General features: G+C 33.4%; 15 protein-coding genes and 1 pseudogene. 8 read left to right on the top strand and 8 right to left on the bottom strand.

The window, feature by feature from the left end; all coding sequences use genetic code 11:
- Position 1 precedes the first annotated feature (1 nt).
- Genes TTHT_RS00155 through TTHT_RS00145 form a run of 3 tightly spaced genes read left to right on the top strand, consistent with a single transcriptional unit; the run spans position 2 to position 2,365 of the window.
- Complete coding sequence (locus tag TTHT_RS00155) at positions 2 to 265, top strand: hypothetical protein (protein WP_201328017.1); 264 nt, start codon at positions 2 to 4, stop codon at positions 263 to 265.
- Positions 265 to 618 carry a hypothetical protein gene (locus tag TTHT_RS00150; protein WP_201328016.1) on the top strand — a complete coding sequence of 118 codons (354 nt, stop codon included), beginning with the start codon at positions 265 to 267 and terminating at the stop codon, positions 616 to 618. Before TTHT_RS00155 ends, TTHT_RS00150 begins: the two co-directional genes overlap by 1 nt.
- A complete protein-coding gene (locus TTHT_RS00145) occupies positions 596 to 2,365 on the top strand; it encodes an LUD domain-containing protein (RefSeq protein WP_201328015.1) in 1,770 nt (589 codons plus the stop codon). The genes TTHT_RS00150 and TTHT_RS00145 overlap by 23 nt, the downstream gene beginning before the upstream one ends.
- Here TTHT_RS00145 and TTHT_RS00140 read toward each other — a convergent pair whose 3' ends face one another.
- The gene (locus TTHT_RS00140) at positions 2,366 to 2,752 is read right to left on the bottom strand and encodes a type IV pilin protein (protein WP_201328014.1); all 387 of its coding nucleotides are present in this window, start codon (positions 2,750 to 2,752) and stop codon (positions 2,366 to 2,368) included.
- A gap of 210 nt (positions 2,753 to 2,962) precedes the next feature.
- Here TTHT_RS00140 and TTHT_RS10965 point away from each other — a divergent pair, with 210 nt between their 5' ends.
- The 3 genes from TTHT_RS10965 (at position 2,963) to TTHT_RS10955 (ending at position 4,419) form a co-directional block, all read left to right on the top strand.
- The gene (locus TTHT_RS10965) at positions 2,963 to 3,421 is read left to right on the top strand and encodes a type IV pilin protein (protein ID WP_330873136.1); all 459 of its coding nucleotides are present in this window, start codon (positions 2,963 to 2,965) and stop codon (positions 3,419 to 3,421) included.
- 70 nt (positions 3,422 to 3,491) lie between these two features.
- Positions 3,492 to 3,944, top strand: a complete 453-nt coding sequence (locus TTHT_RS10960; RefSeq protein WP_201328013.1) for a type II secretion system protein — start codon at positions 3,492 to 3,494, stop codon at positions 3,942 to 3,944.
- Between the two features lie 10 nt (positions 3,945 to 3,954).
- A complete protein-coding gene (locus tag TTHT_RS10955; RefSeq protein WP_330873135.1) occupies positions 3,955 to 4,419 on the top strand; it encodes a prepilin-type N-terminal cleavage/methylation domain-containing protein in 465 nt (154 codons plus the stop codon).
- On the opposite strand, the gene TTHT_RS00120 is transcribed toward TTHT_RS10955, so the two are convergent.
- Together TTHT_RS00120 and TTHT_RS00115 are read right to left on the bottom strand one after the other, a co-directional pair.
- Entirely contained in the window at positions 4,392 to 5,978 is a 1,587-nt protein-coding gene (locus TTHT_RS00120; RefSeq protein WP_201328011.1) for a tetratricopeptide repeat protein, read from the bottom strand. The two genes, TTHT_RS10955 and TTHT_RS00120, sit on opposite strands and share 28 nt — an antisense overlap.
- Positions 5,956 to 7,926 carry a glycosyltransferase family 39 protein gene (locus tag TTHT_RS00115; RefSeq protein WP_201328010.1) on the bottom strand — a complete coding sequence of 657 codons (1,971 nt, stop codon included), beginning with the start codon at positions 7,924 to 7,926 and terminating at the stop codon, positions 5,956 to 5,958. The genes TTHT_RS00120 and TTHT_RS00115 overlap by 23 nt, the downstream gene beginning before the upstream one ends.
- Before the next feature lie 51 nt (positions 7,927 to 7,977).
- Here TTHT_RS00115 and TTHT_RS00110 point away from each other — a divergent pair, with 51 nt between their 5' ends.
- Together TTHT_RS00110 and TTHT_RS00105 are read left to right on the top strand one after the other, a co-directional pair.
- Complete coding sequence (locus TTHT_RS00110; protein WP_201328009.1) at positions 7,978 to 8,592, top strand: hypothetical protein; 615 nt, start codon at positions 7,978 to 7,980, stop codon at positions 8,590 to 8,592.
- A gap of 8 nt (positions 8,593 to 8,600) precedes the next feature.
- A complete protein-coding gene (locus tag TTHT_RS00105) occupies positions 8,601 to 9,725 on the top strand; it encodes a tetratricopeptide repeat protein (protein WP_201328008.1) in 1,125 nt (374 codons plus the stop codon).
- A gap of 2 nt (positions 9,726 to 9,727) precedes the next feature.
- Here TTHT_RS00105 and TTHT_RS00100 read toward each other — a convergent pair whose 3' ends face one another.
- The 5 genes and pseudogenes from TTHT_RS00100 to dnaJ all read right to left on the bottom strand — a co-directional run bounded on the left by TTHT_RS00100 (position 9,728) and on the right by dnaJ (position 17,042).
- Positions 9,728 to 11,134 carry a phosphomannomutase/phosphoglucomutase gene (locus TTHT_RS00100; RefSeq protein WP_201328007.1) on the bottom strand — a complete coding sequence of 469 codons (1,407 nt, stop codon included), beginning with the start codon at positions 11,132 to 11,134 and terminating at the stop codon, positions 9,728 to 9,730.
- A 119-nt stretch (positions 11,135 to 11,253) separates the two neighbouring features.
- Positions 11,254 to 12,774 carry an outer membrane beta-barrel protein gene (locus TTHT_RS11075; protein WP_236578192.1) on the bottom strand — a complete coding sequence of 507 codons (1,521 nt, stop codon included), beginning with the start codon at positions 12,772 to 12,774 and terminating at the stop codon, positions 11,254 to 11,256.
- Between the two features lie 122 nt (positions 12,775 to 12,896).
- Positions 12,897 to 14,078: pseudogene (locus tag TTHT_RS10950) on the bottom strand (outer membrane beta-barrel protein); the annotation flags it as partial.
- 112 nt (positions 14,079 to 14,190) lie between these two features.
- Entirely contained in the window at positions 14,191 to 15,960 is a 1,770-nt protein-coding gene (nrdD, locus tag TTHT_RS00090; protein WP_201328005.1) for an anaerobic ribonucleoside-triphosphate reductase, read from the bottom strand.
- Positions 15,957 to 17,042 carry a molecular chaperone DnaJ gene (gene dnaJ / locus TTHT_RS00085; RefSeq protein WP_201328004.1) on the bottom strand — a complete coding sequence of 362 codons (1,086 nt, stop codon included), beginning with the start codon at positions 17,040 to 17,042 and terminating at the stop codon, positions 15,957 to 15,959. Before dnaJ ends, nrdD begins: the two co-directional genes overlap by 4 nt.
- Positions 17,043 to 17,048 lie beyond the last annotated feature (6 nt).

Here is a 17,048-nt window from a genome sequence, read left to right as displayed (position 1 = left end):
TTTGAGAAAAAGGGGAAATATTATAATTAAAGATAAAAAGGTTTACCTCATAGACCTTGTTTCAATGGTAAAGCTTACCCGCTTTAGTCTTTTTAACCTTGTAAAACCTATTCTAAAACTTGCAGACACAAGCAGTATTCTAAAGTGGAAGCAGTTTATTTGCCCATCAAAACTTACAGAAGAGGAAAAGAAAAAAATAAAAAGATTTCAATGGATTAGAATGCTATGGTTTTTTAACAAACCTAAATTACCGGGGAAAGACTGATGGCAACCTACTGGCACTTTACAAAAAGTGATGAATTTGAAAATAAAATAAGTGAAATTAAACAAAAATTTGAAGACTGTTCATTGATTGAAGCTGACTTAATTGTTAAAAACGAAGGGGCATTTGTAAGGATTGAAAACAAAGAGGATGCTGAAAAAATACTCCTCCACAATACCGTAATTATTTACGGGGAAAACATAGCGGATGGATATGAGAAAGCAATCAATGAATTTGATTTCTCTCAAGCAGTATTTGTAAGTGCGGAAAGCAAAACTGCAGATATTGAAAAAAAACTAATTTCAGGTGTTCATGGAGCAAAGGAGTGTCACTTTGTGGTTATTCAACCTGTTTAATGAAAATGTTTACAGAGCTACAAATCACACGGTTGAAAAAAAGCATAAGCTTTTTAATGAAAAAAAATTGAATGATTTAATCCCCCTTGCAGTTGAAAAAAGAAAAAAAAGCCTTGGAAATGCAGATAAACTCTGGCTTGAAGCAAAGAAAAACTTTGAAAAAAATGGAATAGAGGTGTTTTTTGCTGAAAATGGAAAAGAAGCAAGGGATTTTATTAAATCAAAGCTTAAAGAAAATGAATTAATTGTAAAGGGAAAATCCCTTACAACCGAAGAGATTCAGTTAAGGCAATTTTTAGAAAAAATAGGGCATGAAGTAATTGAAACAGACCTTGGAGAATGGATTATTCAGCAGAGAAATGAATTACCCTCTCACTTCACAGCCCCTGCCCTTCACCTATCTGCTGAAGATGTAAGAAAAATGATAAATAAAAAATTTAAAACAAAACTCTCTTCAAATATTCAGGAATTAACAGACTTTGTTAGAAAACATTTAAGAGAAAAGTTTTTAAAAGCAACAACAGGGATAATAGGGGCAAACTTTGTAATTGCTAATCCCTCAACCATTATTGCAGTAAGCAATGAGGGAAACATATCATTAAGCGCAAGGCTTCCTGAAAAAATTTTTGTGGTAACAGGTTACGACAGGATTTACGACAATGCTGAAAATATGGAAAATATTCAGAAATTATTAACTTCAAGTGCAACAGGCCAGTATTATACAAGCTACATTGACTTTATAAAAAAACCACTCCCCCACCAGGAAATTTTTTTAATAGTGTTAGATAATGGAAGGAAAGCACTTTTAAACTCAGAATTTAAAGATGCTGCGAGGTGTATAAGGTGCGCGTCCTGTTTAAACATATGCCCTGTTTACAAAGAGATAGGGGGGCATAAATTCGGGAAGGTATATCACGGCGGGATAGGAAGCCTCCTCACTGCATTTACAGGAAACAAAAAGGATGCAGGGAAAATTGCTGAATTTTGTCTAAGATGTGGTTCATGTGAGCCTGAATGCCCAATGGAAATACCAATATCAAAATTAGTTGCAAAACTTTCATCAAATTACAATTTACCAGTTTATTTGAAAATTCCTCTCAAAATGATGAAAGAAAGCAAAAACGAAAGTGAAAAGAAAAACAAAAACCTTATTTTTGTCGGATGCGCTTTTAGAACACCGATGTTTAAAAAGGTAAACAAAAAAATTAAATCTTATGCAAAAATTCTGAATGCTGACATTGTTGAACAGGGTTGTTGCGGAATGCCTCACTTTTACAAAGGCCTATTAGATGAATCAGAAAGAAGGGTTAAAAGCCTTGGAGAGATTTTCAAAAACTATGAAACAGTGTATATACCCTGCTCATCCGGTTTTTCTTTTTTAAAAGAAAGGTTTGGGGAGAAAATTAAGTTAATGAGTGTGGAAGTTTCCAAACTTTATAAAAATAAAAAAGAAAACAATATCAAAACTTACTACCATCTGCCCTGTCACTTAAAGCATTTAAAAGACTTTAACGAAAAATCCGAATTGTTAAAAATCATTGAAATTGAAGATTGGGAGCACGAAGAAAAATGTTGTGGAAGTGCTGGAACATTCTGGATAAGCCATCCCCTAATTTCAAAAAAAATTCTTTCAAGAAAAAGAGAAAAGGAACAGGATTTTGAAATTATTACCTCCTGCCCCTCATGTTATATTCAATTAAAAAGGATTTTCAAAGAAAGAGTAAAACACTCAATGGAAAAGTTCTAATTATTCATGCCATTGCACTGTTCCATTCTGATCCATTGTGACCTTCGAATATTGGCCAAAATCTCCCGCAACCTCGATTAAATAATCCTGGCCTCCATTTGAAACTGTTACAGTATAGGTAAAACGGTTGGTGCCAGGTCTGAAAGCCCTGTACAAATCTTTTATCTCCTCCAAGTCTGTAATTGTGCCGTCTGACGGAGCATACCTGTTATGCTCCTGATAGTATAACTCCATTGCCGAAGCCAAATTTTGCAAATCAGTTACAGCTGCCTCTCTCCTTGTTCTTGTTTGAACCCCCATGTAAGCAGGAATAGCAATTGCAGCCAAAATACCAATGACTGCCACAACTACCAATAATTCTACAAGTGTAAAACCTTTTCTTTTCATAAATCACCTCTCACTACTATTTTAAATAGATTATAATCCAAAACCTATAAATTGCAAATCTACAAACAAAGTGACAAAATTTGTCACATATCCTATCCCAATATTTGTCACTTTGAAAAATTTTCACCTAAATTTCCTAAAATAATTTGGATTGCTTTTGGCATATAAATTGCAATATGATTGTTGCCATAAATTTTTTAGGAGGCAAATATGAATAAAAAAGGTTTTACACTTATTGAATTGTTAATCGTTGTTGCAATTATCGGTATTCTTGCTGCAATCGCTATCCCTGGATACTTAGGTGTTCAGAAAAGGGCTAAAAGAGCAGCCGTAGTTGACTCTGCAAAAGCATTGAAAACAGAGTTAGATCAGATGTTAAAAGCAATTTATGCTCCATCACCTGCAATGGTTCAGGGAACTGTTGACTGGAACGGTGATGGACAGATTGATGCTTCTGATAGTACACCTGGAACAACAGCAGATGCTCTTATTTCCTGGATTGAATCTGATTCATATCTAAACAGACCAAAAGATCCATTTGGTCCTCAGGATGCTTTCACTGCAGGAAGAATCACACTAACAGCGGGGCCGAATAACAAAACAATTAACATTAAGGCTTTTGATGAAGAGGGTAACCTCCTCTACTCAGAGGTTGCTACTGCTGAATAATTATTTAGTTTAACCAGAAAGCCCCGAGTAACTCGGGGCTTTTTTTTTCAACATTGCGAAAGGGGGTGTAATGAAAAGAGGATTTACCCTTATTGAATTATTAATTGTAGTAGCAATAATAGGAATTCTGTCTATAATAGTAATCCCCGGATACCTTGGGGTACAAACAAGAAGCCAGAGGGCTGCCATCACCGAAGATTGCAAAGCATTGCGTACTGAACTTGATAGCATGCTTAAAGCTGTATATGCCCCATCTCCACCACTTGTAAGAGGAACAGTAGACTGGAATGGCGATGGTAGAATAGATAATAATGACACAACACCATCTGGAACTTCCAGCCAGGATATTATAAATTTAGTAACTTCTTCATCTTATCAGTTTAAACCTAAAAATCCCTATGGAAGCGGGAATGCTTTTGATGCTGGGCTTATTAAACTTATACCTGGAACAAGAAAAATAAGAATTAAAGGATATTCAAAAGAAGGAATATTACTATACTCAGCAACTGCTATGGCATATTAAAGAGGTGACAATGAGAAAAGGATTTACCTTAATAGAACTTTTGATTGTTGTTGCTGTAATTTTAATTTTAGCCGCCATAGCAATTCCAGCATATTTAGGAGTGCAGGAGAGGGCAAAAAGGGCAAATGTGGTAGCCCAGGCTAAGGCATTAAAATTAGAGCTTGAAAATATGCTTGAAGCTGTTTATGCTCCCAGCCCCTCAATGGTTGCAAAAACCATTGACTGGAATGGTGATGGAAAAATAGATAGAAGGGACAGGGTTCCTTTCCCAAGGAGGGCAAACGCAAGCAGGGTAGCAAACCATGTGAAAAGGAATTGGTACAAATTTAAGTTAAACAATCCATGGGGTAAGAAAAATGTTTTTAAGGCTGGAATTATCTATTTAAGAGCATCAAATAAAAGAAAATCAATAACAATAAAGGCGTACGATGATAAAGGAAACTTGCTTTACTCAGATGTTGCTTCTGCAGAATAAAATTCTATAACTTTATTTTCTAAAAATTCTATCTTTTCCTTTGCAAAATTTTCCTTTTTCAAAATATTAATGTATTTTTTAGCATTATTAAAATCGTGCTTCTCCAAAAATAGGATAGCAAGACTCCAGTGAACTTCTTTTAGAAACGGATTATCCTTTCTTTCTGCCCTTTTATACCAGTAAATTGCTCTACTTAAATCTCCTGTTTTAGCATAGTAAAGACCCATATTTGTAGCCAGTAATGCATTGTCAGGAAATCTTTTTATCCCTCTTTTAAGGTAAAAATATGCATCCTCTAAATCACCTGCTTCAATTAAGTTTTTTGCTGCATTAATGTATATCTTTACATTATCAGGGGCATGGTTAATTTCGTTTTTGTAAAACTTTTCAGGAATTGAAAACACAACTCCCCTTACAACAAGATTAATGGCGAGAAAAATTAACATGAAACTTAAAACAAGAACAAATCTATCTTTTTTAAGAAACTTGAAAAATAAAACAACAACAATAAGAGAGAGAAAAACAGATGGCAAATACATTCTATGTTGATAGGCAATATCTAATGGAAGGAATGAGTTCTCAGGAAAGAGAAGGAAGAAAAAAGCAAAAATAGAAAAAGACATTAACTTATCTTTTTTATACTGATAAACAGCAAAACCTAAGCATAAAAGAATAAAAATTAGCGGAAATAAAACCTTTGCAGAAAACAAATTCTTTTCAATTGCAAAATCATAATATAGATGGATGTTTTTAAATAGAGGAAAAACAAAAACAATAATATAGTCAATAATTACTTTAAATGAGGTTATAAATTTTTGAAATATCGTAAAATGCTTATCATTTACCTGTTTTCCTATTAAATAATCAAGTGGTAATACTTTTTGAAATTGGGGAAGAAAAAGCACAATGGAAAGAGAGATAATTACAAATAAAACAAGCCCAAAAATTGCTTTCTTTTTATCGACAAACAAAAAATAATGCAAAAGACACAGAGGAATTAAAAGTATTGCAGTTTCTTTAAATCCAAGACCCAATATCAAGCAAATTACAACAAAAAACAGGTCTCTTATTTTTCTATTATTCACAAAATCAAGGTAAAATAAAAAACCTGCTAATGTAAAAAAAACAGCAACCTCGTTCATCCTCTGCACTATATAAGCAACACTCTGGGAATTTATGGGGTGCAATCCCCACAATAAAGCAGTAAAAAAAGAGATCAGAAAAGAATCCTTATCGCCATATTTTGAAGTAAGCTTTTTTATCACATTAAAAACAAGAATAAAATTTAGTAAGTGTCCAATAATATTTTCCATTCTGAAATAAAATGGATTTAACCCAAAGATTGTTTTATCCATGTAAAACCACAGATATGCCAGTGGACGGGAACCACCTAAATTACATTTTAAAGAAGAAATTGGAGAATTTAAGTAAGGATTGTGAACTATATTGTAAAAATCATCAAAGTAAAAAGGGGCAAACAAAAAACTTAAATAACATACAAAAATCAAAATTGCTGAAAGAACAAAAATTATTCTTCTATTCTGGTAAAGCTTTTCCATTTTTCTCTCTATCCCTTTTTATGGTTTCAATCTGTTTCTCAATAATATCTTTGAAAAAGCCTTTTTTAGAATAGTCCTTCAGTAAATTTAATGCCTTATCATATTCACCTGCTTTTTCATATGCATCAGAAAGCAAAAGTACTTTTTGTAGTTGAATAAAAACATTTGGAGGAGACAAAACCTTTATTTCAATTTTATTTAAAGTTTCAATTGCCTCACTTATTTTTCCTTTCCTCAAAAAGTATTTGCCCTTTAGCCACAAATAAACTTTTTTAGAGGTTAATTTATCAAAAAGAGGCTTAGCTTTTTCAAATTCTCCCAATTCAATGTAAGAGTTTATTTTATACATATAGGTAAGCTCAAATTGCCCAATTTTTTTTTCATACCTGTTTATTAAAACCAAAATATCTTTAAACCTTCCCTGCTTAGCCAGTAAATCAAGATAGGAAAAAAGTGTATTCTTGCTAAACTCAATTTTTAAAGATTCCTTAAAATACTGCTCTGCTTTGTTGAATTTATTCATCTTTTTGTAAGACTTTCCTATAATCTGATAAATAACTGCACCTTTCACCAACCCTCTCATATTAATTACACATTGGTAACAACCCATATTAAAAAACGCCCCCAATACAAGCTCAATCCTGTTCTCTAATTTATCTGGCTTAAAAGACTTAATATATAAATCGAGTGCTTTTTTATACTGCCCTGTTTTTGAATACCTGATTCCAAGTGCCGCACACAAATCTTTATTGTTGGGAAACGATTTATAATTCTGGGAAAGGTAATAAAATGGAGAAGAATAAGAGGAATTATGGATTTTTAAAACAAAAACAAATACACAAGCAATGCTAAATAAAACAGTGTATCTAAAAAAATCTCTCCTTACATATTTAAAAAAGAAGGAAACCATTGCAAAGTACAGGAAAAAAGAAGGCGCATAATTTCTATGGAGAAAAGCAATGTAAAGAGGAATTGTACTTGCCTCTATTGAATGGAAGATAAAGAAACCTAAAATCCCAAAAGATATCAATCTATCTTTTTTATATAAATAAAGCGAAGCAAAAAACAACAAGATTAAAAGCAAAGATGAAACAAAAGTTGAAAATGGGTGAAAAAGATTTCTTGAAACAGAAAAATCAACATATAAAAAAATATCCGAAGGAAGAGGCAAAAGCAAGGTTTTTAAATAAAAAAGGAGAATCCTTGACTCTGTTAAAAATCTCTCCCAGGGGGTAAAACCTCTTACAATAGCCTGAGGATAAAAATAATTTGCCGCAAAAACCAAAAAAAGAACATATAACAATATAAATAAAAGATAAAGCTTTTTTATATCAATTTTTAAAAAATCAAACCAAACCAGGTAAACAAAGAATAATGGTAAAAACAGGACCCCATTTTCCTTGGAAAGAACCGACAACACAAAGAAAACAGCTGTTAATAGTAAAAACGCTTTTTTTCTTTTCTCCAGATACTTTAAAAAGCAATAGAAGGAAAGCATACCGAAAAAAAACATCAACTCTGTCATTCTCTGAACAATATAGTCAACAGCAAGAGAATTCACAGGAGAAAGTGCCCATAGAATTGATACAAAAAAGGAAATTCTATAATTATCCTTTGTTAGTTTCATAGAAACAAAAAATACTAACAGAGAGTTAAAAAAATGAATTATTACATTTGTAATTATAAAGGGGAATAAATTTTCAGTTCCCCTTCCCCAGAAAAGGTAATTCAAATAAAAGGAAAAATATGATACAGGACGAAAACCACCGAAATGAAAAATCAAAACCTTTTTTATTGTTTCCAGGTTGAAGGTTTTAGAGGCTATTGTTAGATTAAAAATGTTATTTATATCATCATAATAAACCTGTGGGTTTTGTATAACATCCCAGAACCCGAAAAAAACCAGAATTAATAAAACAAAAGCAAAAAGAAAATACTTTTTTTTCATAGAATTTATTATATCCTATTTAAAGAAAAAATTGAATTAAAGGAGTTATTGATGAAAAATAGAAAAACATTAATTGGGTTAATTTTAACCTTTTTAATAACACTGATAATTTACATCCCTGCAATGGGAGGAGACTTTATCTTTGATGATTTTAATGTAATTGTTTATAATTACAGAATTCTAATAAAAGATTTAACTCCTATTTCTATAATGCAGGTATTAACCTGCACAAAGAGTGGCATAAGGCCTCTTGCTCACTTTTCTTTTGCATTAAATTATTACTCTGGTGGAATTAACCCCTTCTATTTTCACCTGATAAACATTGTTTTTCATCTAATAAATACATTGCTTGTATTTTTTGTAATAAAAAAAATATGGGAAAACTTTGAGGGAGAGGAAAAAAGCAACACAGTTGCTTTAATTTCTGCACTTTTTTTTGCAACCACAACAATTCAAACATCCGCCGTGTCTTACATTGTTCAAAGGATGGCACTGGGAATGACATTATTCAGTCTTCTTTCTATTTTACTTTATCTAAACAAAAAATATTTCTATTCTTTTGTTTGCATTATACTTGCCCTTGGTTTTAAAGAAAACGCTTTGCTTCTTTTCCCTATTCTTTTTTTCTTTACTGGATTGAAAACGGAAAAGAAAAGAAAACCATAATTTATGGATTGGCATTTTTCCTGCTTATTGCTATTTTAATATTTTCCCCATACGGCTTTAACCTCTTTGCTTCTATTGAAAAGGGTTATAGAGTAAAAGACTTTACAATGTGGGAAAGGGTTTTAACAGAACCGAGAGTTATATTTCATTATCTATCTCTCATATTCTTTCCATACTTTAAAAGGTTTGCAATAAATTACAATTATCCTCTTTCCCATTCGCTTATTTCTCCTTTTACAACATTACTTTCAATTTCAGGAATTATTTTGCTGACTATTTTTGCATTTGTTTGTAAGAGAAAATACCTCTCTTTTTTTACAGGTTTTTTCCTGATAGCACTGACAATTGAAAATTCAATCTGGCCTCTTGATATAGCTTATGAACATAGAATGTACTTCCCGATGGTTGCAATAAGCGCAATTATTGGGTATTTATTTGTAAAATTTGAAAATAAAAAATTGATACCAGCATTAATAATATTTTTAATTGCCATCAATACAATAAACACCTTTATGAGAAATACACAGTATAAAAACTACACCACCATCCTTAAACAGGATTTAAGGCTGTATCCAAACAATGTAAGGGCTTTATACAACATGTACTCAATGAAGTTAAAAGAGAAAAAAGGGAAAGAGGCAATTAATTATCTAAAAAAATGCCTTGATTTAACCCCTAATGTTTACAATGTTTACGCCTCTTATGCAGATTATTTAGCCGGTACAGAATCTACTAAATCTGCAATAGAATACTTAAAAAAGATACTTGAAACAAAAAAAGATTTAGATAAACCTCACCTTATTATGTGGAAAATTGCAAAACTATACGAAAAAGAGAATAACCAAAAGAAAGCATTAAAATGGTACTCTAACGCAATGAAAAAACACCCTTCTTCAATAAAAATAAGAAGGGATTTTGGGCTTTTTCTATTTAACAACGGAAACTATTATTATGGATATTTAAACATGGCAAAGGCTTATGAACTTGATAACTATCAACCATTAACAGTATATTACCTTGCAAAAATGACAAAGATTTTAAAAATGCAGGATAAATTTCAATTTTTTTCAGAATTTTACAAATTATTATATCAAAAGGGGAAGTATTATAACCTCCCCGAGCCAATTTTTTAAACTTAAACCTGGGGCAAAAAGGTATTTAATAAGGCTATTGTTTTCTCTTTTATTTCATTTAAATCCTGTTCAGTGTATCCTTCAAACCTTAACACAAGCACAGGCTGGGTATTTGAAGCCCTTATTAATCCCCAACCATTTAAAAACTCCATCCTAACCCCGTCAACTGTAATGACATTCTCAAGCCCGTCTATTTCAACCTGCTTTTCAATGAGAGCTTTTTGAATTTTTTCTATAACCTTAAATTTCTTGCTATCTGGACAATCCACCTTTATTTCAGGGGAAGAAACTGTTTTTGGCAAATCAGCATAGATTTCAGAAAGTTTCCTTTCTTCCTTCTTTAAAATTTCAATAAGCCTTACCCCAGCATATATAGCATCATCGTAACCAAAGTACCTATCTGCAAAAAACATATGCCCGCTCATTTCCCCTGCTAAAACAGCTCCTACCTCTTTCATTTTTTTCTTTATAAGGGAATGGCCTGTTTTGTACATTATTGCCTTTCCACCTGCTTTTGCCACCTCTGAATAGAAAACCTGGGAACACTTTACTTCACCAATAAAAGTACCCTTCTTTTTCTCCTTTAAAATAGATAAGGCAAAAATTGTTAACAGCATATCTCCCCAGATTATCTCTCCCCTATCATCAACAACTCCAATTCTATCCCCATCACCGTCAAATGCTATTCCAAGGTCTGCATTTTCAGTCTTTACTTTCTCAATTAAATCAAGCATATTTTTTTCAACTGTTGGGTCTGGATGGTGATTTGGAAATGTAGAATCAACATCACAGTAAAGTTCAATAACTTCACATCCAATAGATTTGAAAATATCTGGAGCCACAATTCCTGCAATACCATTACCTGCATCTAAAACAACCTTCAATCCTTTTCCTAAATCTGCTGGGAAATTATCTGAAAAATATTTTTTATACTCTGAGACTAAATCAACAGTTTTGTTTTCAGGGTTAAAATTTTCCACAAAAAAGTTTTTGTATTCAGCTTTTTCAATAATTTCTAAAATCTCCTGAATCTCCTCTGCCATAAGAGAATCTTTGCCTATTAAGGGTTTGAACCCATTGTATTCAGGTGGATTATGAGATGCGGTAATCTGACAACCACCGTCAACGTCAAGTATATTTGCACCAAAATAAACAATTGGAGTTGGTACCTGCCCACAATCAAGAACACTAATCCCTAAACTGTTTAAAGCATTCTTAAATATCTCTTTAAATTCAGGGGTTGACTTCCTTGCATCTCCCCCCAACAAAACAGTCAACCTTTCTTTATTTAATTTCTTTTTTAAAAAAGTGCCGAAGCCTAAAGCAATTAGTTTTACTGTTTCATCTGTTAAATCCTTACCAACAACTCCTCTAATATCATACTTTCTAAAAATCTCTCTGTTTACCATTTCTCAACTCCCCAAAAGTATTCCATAAATTTAACATAATACATTTAAACAAAAATTCAAACAATTTTAATAAAAAAAAGCCCCGACTTTCGCCGGGGCTTGTTAAACGCTATTACAGTTTAGAACCTGTATTTGAGACCTAACTGGAATGTCCTTGGTGTGTAAGTAGAATGGTTTAATGTTCCAAAGTAGGATCTTCTAATGTCATAGTTTGTTGTCCATCTGTTTGCTCTATCAAATACATTGAAGCAGTCAATCATGAACTCTAAGGTATGTCCTCTCCATACCTTGAATACCTTTGCAAGCCTCAAGTCTGTCTGAGCAAAGTTAGGCTGTCTTCTTGTGTTTCTTGCTTCAACAACGCCGTCAACACATGCTCTGTCGTTTCTGTAGTAATCACCGTTAGCATCGTAACCTGCATATGCACTCCATGGTCTTCCAGTGTAGAATCTGTGGTAACCAGAGAGTTTGATTCCCCAGCCAATGTCAACAGTGAAGGAGAGTTTAAACATACCCTTGTGGTAATAATCACTTCTTCCCCAGTCATCATTTAAGTTAGCCGGGTTTGTTGGGAATGAAGAAGAGGATGAAACACTTCTTTCGTTGGTATCGTTATCGTATGCACTTGTTAATGTATAAGAAGCAAACATTGACCATCTGTCAGCATACCTTTTTTCAATTCTAAATGTAATAGAAGATGCCTTTGATTCAGCATCAGATTTAAACATAATTATCTGGTTGAAGTCTCTGTTAGGTCTGTGCCTTGAATCCCAGAGTAATCTTCCGCAATCGTCAGTATCCTGAACACCGTCATGGTCAGCATCTTTAATTCCTAAGTTTACATCAAGTTTTCTTTCAAAGTGATAACCTCTTGTATATTTCAAATCAATACCAAACTTCCAGTTCTCATTAAGTTTAGCTTCATAGCTTAAAGATGTTTTAAAAGTTACAGGGTTTTCAAAATCAGGAGCAAATACAAATACAGAAGGAGCTCTCTGGTTTTCAGGTGTTAATTCAGATGGATTAATCCTATCACTTAAATCATGTGGGAAGAGCTCATCCCCAGGATAAAAATCCATTCTAATAACATTAATACCATTTGTAAGCATTGCATTTGCAACTAAAAGGGAAGGTGTTCTTGAATAGAAGTACCCAGCACCAAACCTGATTAACTGGCTTCCGTCACCTTTAATATCATAAGTTAAAGCAAATCTTGGGGCAATGTTATCAGAATCATCTGGTATCTGCTGGAGGTTGTATCCACCAGCTGTGTAACCTGTGTAATCAGGTAAATCAACATTTGTTAATGCTGGGTTAGGATTTATCATATCATCATAGTACTGTGCTTCCCATCTCAAACCGTATGTAATAAATAATTTATCAGTTACCTGCCACTGGTCTTCAAGATAGAGAGCATACTCATCAGCATTGTAATCAACTCTTCCATCAATATCTGAAAATGCCTGAGTATACTTATAGAATTTTCTTGGATTTGTATCTGGGTCATCGTCTGCCCATGCAATAAAGTCATAGTAATTGCCATAGAAAGAAATCCTACCACCCTGGTATCTGAAGAAGTAGTCGTCATATTTGTAATGACTATAATCGAAACCAGCCTTAATTGTGTGGTCTCCAAGCATCCCATTATTTCAACTGTATCTTCGTCCAAACCGTTAGGCAAGAAGTTGTTCTGACCAAATGTTGCATCATAGTAACCGATTACAACTTCCATCATATCGGTTGTGTTTGCATATCTTGGCCTTTCTTCCCTTGCATACTGAACTCTCAAATCGTTATACATGTTTTCGTTTAAAACAGAGGTTAACTCTGCAACGATTGAGAGTGATTTATCCTTCTCAATACCGTTATTTGTAATACCACTTGTTCTGTAATTGTTTGTCCCGTTAATCGCTTCAAAATCCTGATAGTTTATACGGAAAGAGAGGTGATGGTCTTCGTTAATATTCCAGTCCAATTTAAGGAAGTAAACATCGTTATCCTCAGTTCCTGGCCACCATCCTTCATTTGCCTTAACTATATCAGGGAACATCTGCCTGAATTCATCAATACCAGGAGCAGGATTAAACTCTCTGTATGTTGTTAAATCTTTTCTCTGCCCATCGTATGCAAAAAAGTAAAAGAGTTTATCCTTAATAATAGGACCTGACAATGTTACACCAAACTGATCAAGGTCAAAATCAGGAACCTGTCTCTTATCAAGGTCTTTTATGTATTCGTTAGGTGCATAAGAGCTCATCCATTCATTCTTTCTCTTGTACCACCATGCAGAACCCTTTAATTCGTTAGAACCTGACTTGGTAACTGCGTTAATGATAAGTCCTGCAGCATCACCGTACTGAGCTGAGTATCCATTCTGAATAACATTGAATTCTTTAATTGTTTCCTGAGAAAAAGTAAAAGGAATTCTTGTAGAACCTCTCTGCTCACCAAAGAAGGTTGAGTTATAACCTGCACCGTCAATCTGCAGGTTATTCATAATACCCCTTGTTCCTTCTCCAGCAACTCTATCACCAGCAGCTTCAACAACACCTGGGGTTAACAAAACAAAGTCCTTAAAGTCTCTACCATTAACAGGTAATGACTCAATATACTGGTCACTAATTTTAGATTCAACATCAACCTTGTTTGTTTCAATAAGGGGAGCTTCAGCTGTAACAGTGATTGTCTCCTCTAATTTTTCAGGTTTTAAGGTAATGTTTAAAGTAACAACATCTCCCAGAGAGAGTGTTAAATTCTTTGCAGTATACTTGGAAAATCCGGAAAGTGATGCCTCTACATTGTACTTACCAAGAGGCAAGTAGGGAGCCTGGAATCTTCCATTTTCATCGGTTATAACAGTTCTTTTGTAACCTGTTTCAACATTGGTTAATAAAACTGACACACCTGGCAATGCTGCACCTGTGTCGTCAACAACCTTTCCCATTACGGTTGCCTTGGTGTTTACCTGAGCAAATACGCCAATGCTGCCCAGGACAATAAGCATCAAGGCAAACAATGTCTTAAAAGACTTCATAACGTGACCTCCTAAAAAAATTTTAGATAGTAAACTCCTCATAATACACAATATTATCCATCATCACCCTGAGGCCCCTGTTTAATTTTGAAAAGGGAGCATAGTTTGAGTAAAGGTAAAAGTAATTAAAAACTTCATCGCTCAAACATTCCGGACATGACTTGTAAATTCCGCTTTTCATAACAGTACAATGATAACAAACCGAAAAATCCTGTGTCAACATCAAATACCTGTACCCTCTATCCCTTAACGAAATCTTAACATTATCAAAATCAAGTAGTTTTACTACTGTTTTAAAAGGGAAATCAAAATATTTTTTTAAATTTTCTTCTACATCAATAGCCTCATAAATATCAAAATACGGATTGCTTAAAAAGGAAGCATTATGGGAATAAAAAATACCCCCGTAAGAAATATCCCCCTTTACCACCTTTCCTATATAATAAGGCTCAAATTTCAAATCAAGTCTGGCAAATCTATAAGCTGTATCCGTCTGGTCAGAATCAGAAATCAAAACATTGAATTTATATTTTTCTTTTAAATTCTCTATAGACTCCTTCAAAAAAACAAAAATATCATTTGCAAAAGTTAAATCTTCACCATTAAATTTATGCTTTTCTTTTAACAGAGAAATACACTCCTGTAGACCACAAATTGAAATAGTGTTATAAGAAGCCAGAGGATTAAATCCAAGTTTTTTTAAGAAGTCTAAAACACTCTGACCTTTGGTCATCAGCATTTTTTCAATAAAAATCCCCTTTTTGCCAAAAACAATAAAAGCACTTTCAAGGTAAGTTTTTAACTCTTTAAAAAAATCCTTTGATTTTAATTTCGCCTGTAAAGCTATTCCAGGTAAATTCAATGTAACATTTTCCATTACAAAATATGAGTTATCAACAAAACTATCTGATATTGATATATTTCTTGAAGGCACATAACTTGCTTTTTTAGTTGCAATCTCAGATTTTAAACAGAAATTTTGAGAGTAAAACCTCGCCGCTTTTACCATCAGGTTTTTATCCTTCAAAAATATTTTTAAAGGCTTATCAGACAAAAAAAGGCTTTCAACATGCTTAAGGAAATCTATAAAAAAATCAGCACCTTCCTCTGTAACTTTAAAGTACTTAAAAACTTTTTCAATTCCGAAAATAAAAATTGAAGAATTTACAAAATTGTTTAAAAACAGGAGGGTTTTAATTAAGTTCTCAAAAAAATCTTTCACATTGTTAGGCTTATTTACAAAAAAATTATCCCCAGCATACTTAAAAGTCAACAATTTTGAAACATCTAAAGCTACAGAATAGAGCCTGTCTATTCCATTTATCCCGTTTATGTGAATCTTTCCCTCATAATGCAAATTTACAATTTTCTCCGGAAAAATATTGAAAGCCGAAAATTGCCTTTTTACAGTTTCTGCAATATAGTTTGAAGAAAGCATGGGAGAAACCGGAGCATAAGTTTTATAAGGCATAGCATTTGAAATTACTTCCTTTACATCAGAAGTAGACAAGCCCAATCTTCTTGTTTTGTTTAAAATTTTTGAATAACCGTATTCAATTAATTTGGAATTTACCAATTCTCTCAACAAAGAGGAAGAAACTGTCTTTAAATTGGAGGAAAAAACAATTTTCTGGACATCCTCTGCAATCTTTTCGGCAACACTGAAAGGCAACCCGCTTTCATCCATCAGTATGGCTATTATTTTTGTCCTATCCCAGGGGGTTATCTCCTGATTGCTTCCCTTAACAAATATTGTTTTATCTTCAAAAGAATCAAATTTTGATTTATTCATACACTTTTTTTAACAAATACATTCTTTAACTTTTCCCACAAAGAGGGCTGCTCTTTCTTCTCAAGCTCACTTAACTGTTCAAACAATTTTTTCATTTCTTGAGACAATTTTTTTGGAGTTTTTACAATTGCCTTTACAAATAAAGAACCCCTTTTATCCTTCCCAACCTCAGGGAATCCTTTGCCTTTAACTTCAATTAAATCGCCAGACTGGATACCAGGTGGAATGTTTATCTCCACCTCTTCTCCGAAATACTTTATTCTAATTTTATCTCCTAATGCAGCCTGAGAAAAGGTTATGGGAATCTCTAAAAATAAATCCTGTCCTTTTCTGGAAAAAATCCTATCCTCTTTAATACTTATTACAACATAGAGGTCTCCGTAATCTCCTCCATTTATCCCAGCTTCTCCTTCCCTTTGAATTCTCAAAGTATCACCATTGTCAACCCCTGCAGGAATCTTTATTTTTACCCTTTTCCTTCTTAAAATCCTCCCCTTACCACCACAAAATTTACAAGGATTGGAAATTATTGTTCCGCTTCCATTACATCTTGAACAGGTTGTCTTCATTGTAAAAAAACCCTGCTGATAAACTACCGAGCCTCTGCCCCCGCAATTTGGACAGGTTGTTACCTTTGAATTAGCGTCAAGCCCTCTACCCTGACAATGCTCACAAATATCATACCTTTCAATCTCAATTTCCTTTACTGTCCCCTTAAAACTTTCCTCTAAGGTGATCTGGAGGGTGTACTGTAAATCATTCCCTCTACGAGGTGAATATCTATCTCTGTAATTTCTTTTTGAACCGCCACCAAAAAACACATCAAAAATGCTACCAAATCCGCCAAAAAGATCTTCAAAATCAATATCCATAGAGTCAAACCCACCAGAATCGTAGCGTCTTCTCTTTTCCGGGTCTGACAAAACAGCATAAGCCTCTGATATTTCTTTAAATTTTTCTTCTGCTTCCGGGGAAGGGTTTCTATCCGGATGGTATTTTAACGCCAATTTTCTGTACGCCTTTTTTATTTCTTCAAATGATGCGTCTCTATCCACACCTAATATTGCATAGTAGTCTTTCATATTTTT

This window comes from Thermotomaculum hydrothermale (genome assembly GCF_016592575.1).
Classification (GTDB): domain Bacteria; phylum Acidobacteriota; class Holophagae; order Thermotomaculales; family Thermotomaculaceae; genus Thermotomaculum; species Thermotomaculum hydrothermale.
This window is presented reverse-complemented; position numbering and strand designations above follow the sequence as displayed.

Excerpts from the sequence above, each read along its gene's own strand:
- TTHT_RS00150 (WP_201328016.1), top strand. The coding sequence starts at position 265 with ATGGCAACCTACTGGCACTTTACAAAAAGTGATGAATTTGAAAATAAA.
- TTHT_RS00140 (WP_201328014.1), bottom strand. The coding sequence starts at position 2,752 with ATGAAAAGAAAAGGTTTTACACTTGTAGAATTATTGGTAGTTGTGGCA.
- TTHT_RS10965 (WP_330873136.1), top strand. The coding sequence starts at position 2,963 with ATGAATAAAAAAGGTTTTACACTTATTGAATTGTTAATCGTTGTTGCA.
- TTHT_RS10960 (WP_201328013.1), top strand. The coding sequence starts at position 3,492 with ATGAAAAGAGGATTTACCCTTATTGAATTATTAATTGTAGTAGCAATA.
- TTHT_RS10955 (WP_330873135.1), top strand. The coding sequence starts at position 3,955 with ATGAGAAAAGGATTTACCTTAATAGAACTTTTGATTGTTGTTGCTGTA.
- TTHT_RS00120 (WP_201328011.1), bottom strand. The coding sequence starts at position 5,978 with ATGGAAAAGCTTTACCAGAATAGAAGAATAATTTTTGTTCTTTCAGCA.
- TTHT_RS00115 (WP_201328010.1), bottom strand. The coding sequence starts at position 7,926 with ATGAAAAAAAAGTATTTTCTTTTTGCTTTTGTTTTATTAATTCTGGTT.
- TTHT_RS00110 (WP_201328009.1), top strand. The coding sequence starts at position 7,978 with ATGAAAAATAGAAAAACATTAATTGGGTTAATTTTAACCTTTTTAATA.
- TTHT_RS00100 (WP_201328007.1), bottom strand. The coding sequence starts at position 11,134 with ATGGTAAACAGAGAGATTTTTAGAAAGTATGATATTAGAGGAGTTGTT.
- TTHT_RS11075 (WP_236578192.1), bottom strand. The coding sequence starts at position 12,774 with ATGCTTGGAGACCACACAATTAAGGCTGGTTTCGATTATAGTCATTAC.
- nrdD (WP_201328005.1), bottom strand. The coding sequence starts at position 15,960 with ATGAATAAATCAAAATTTGATTCTTTTGAAGATAAAACAATATTTGTT.
- dnaJ (WP_201328004.1), bottom strand. The coding sequence starts at position 17,042 with ATGAAAGACTACTATGCAATATTAGGTGTGGATAGAGACGCATCATTT.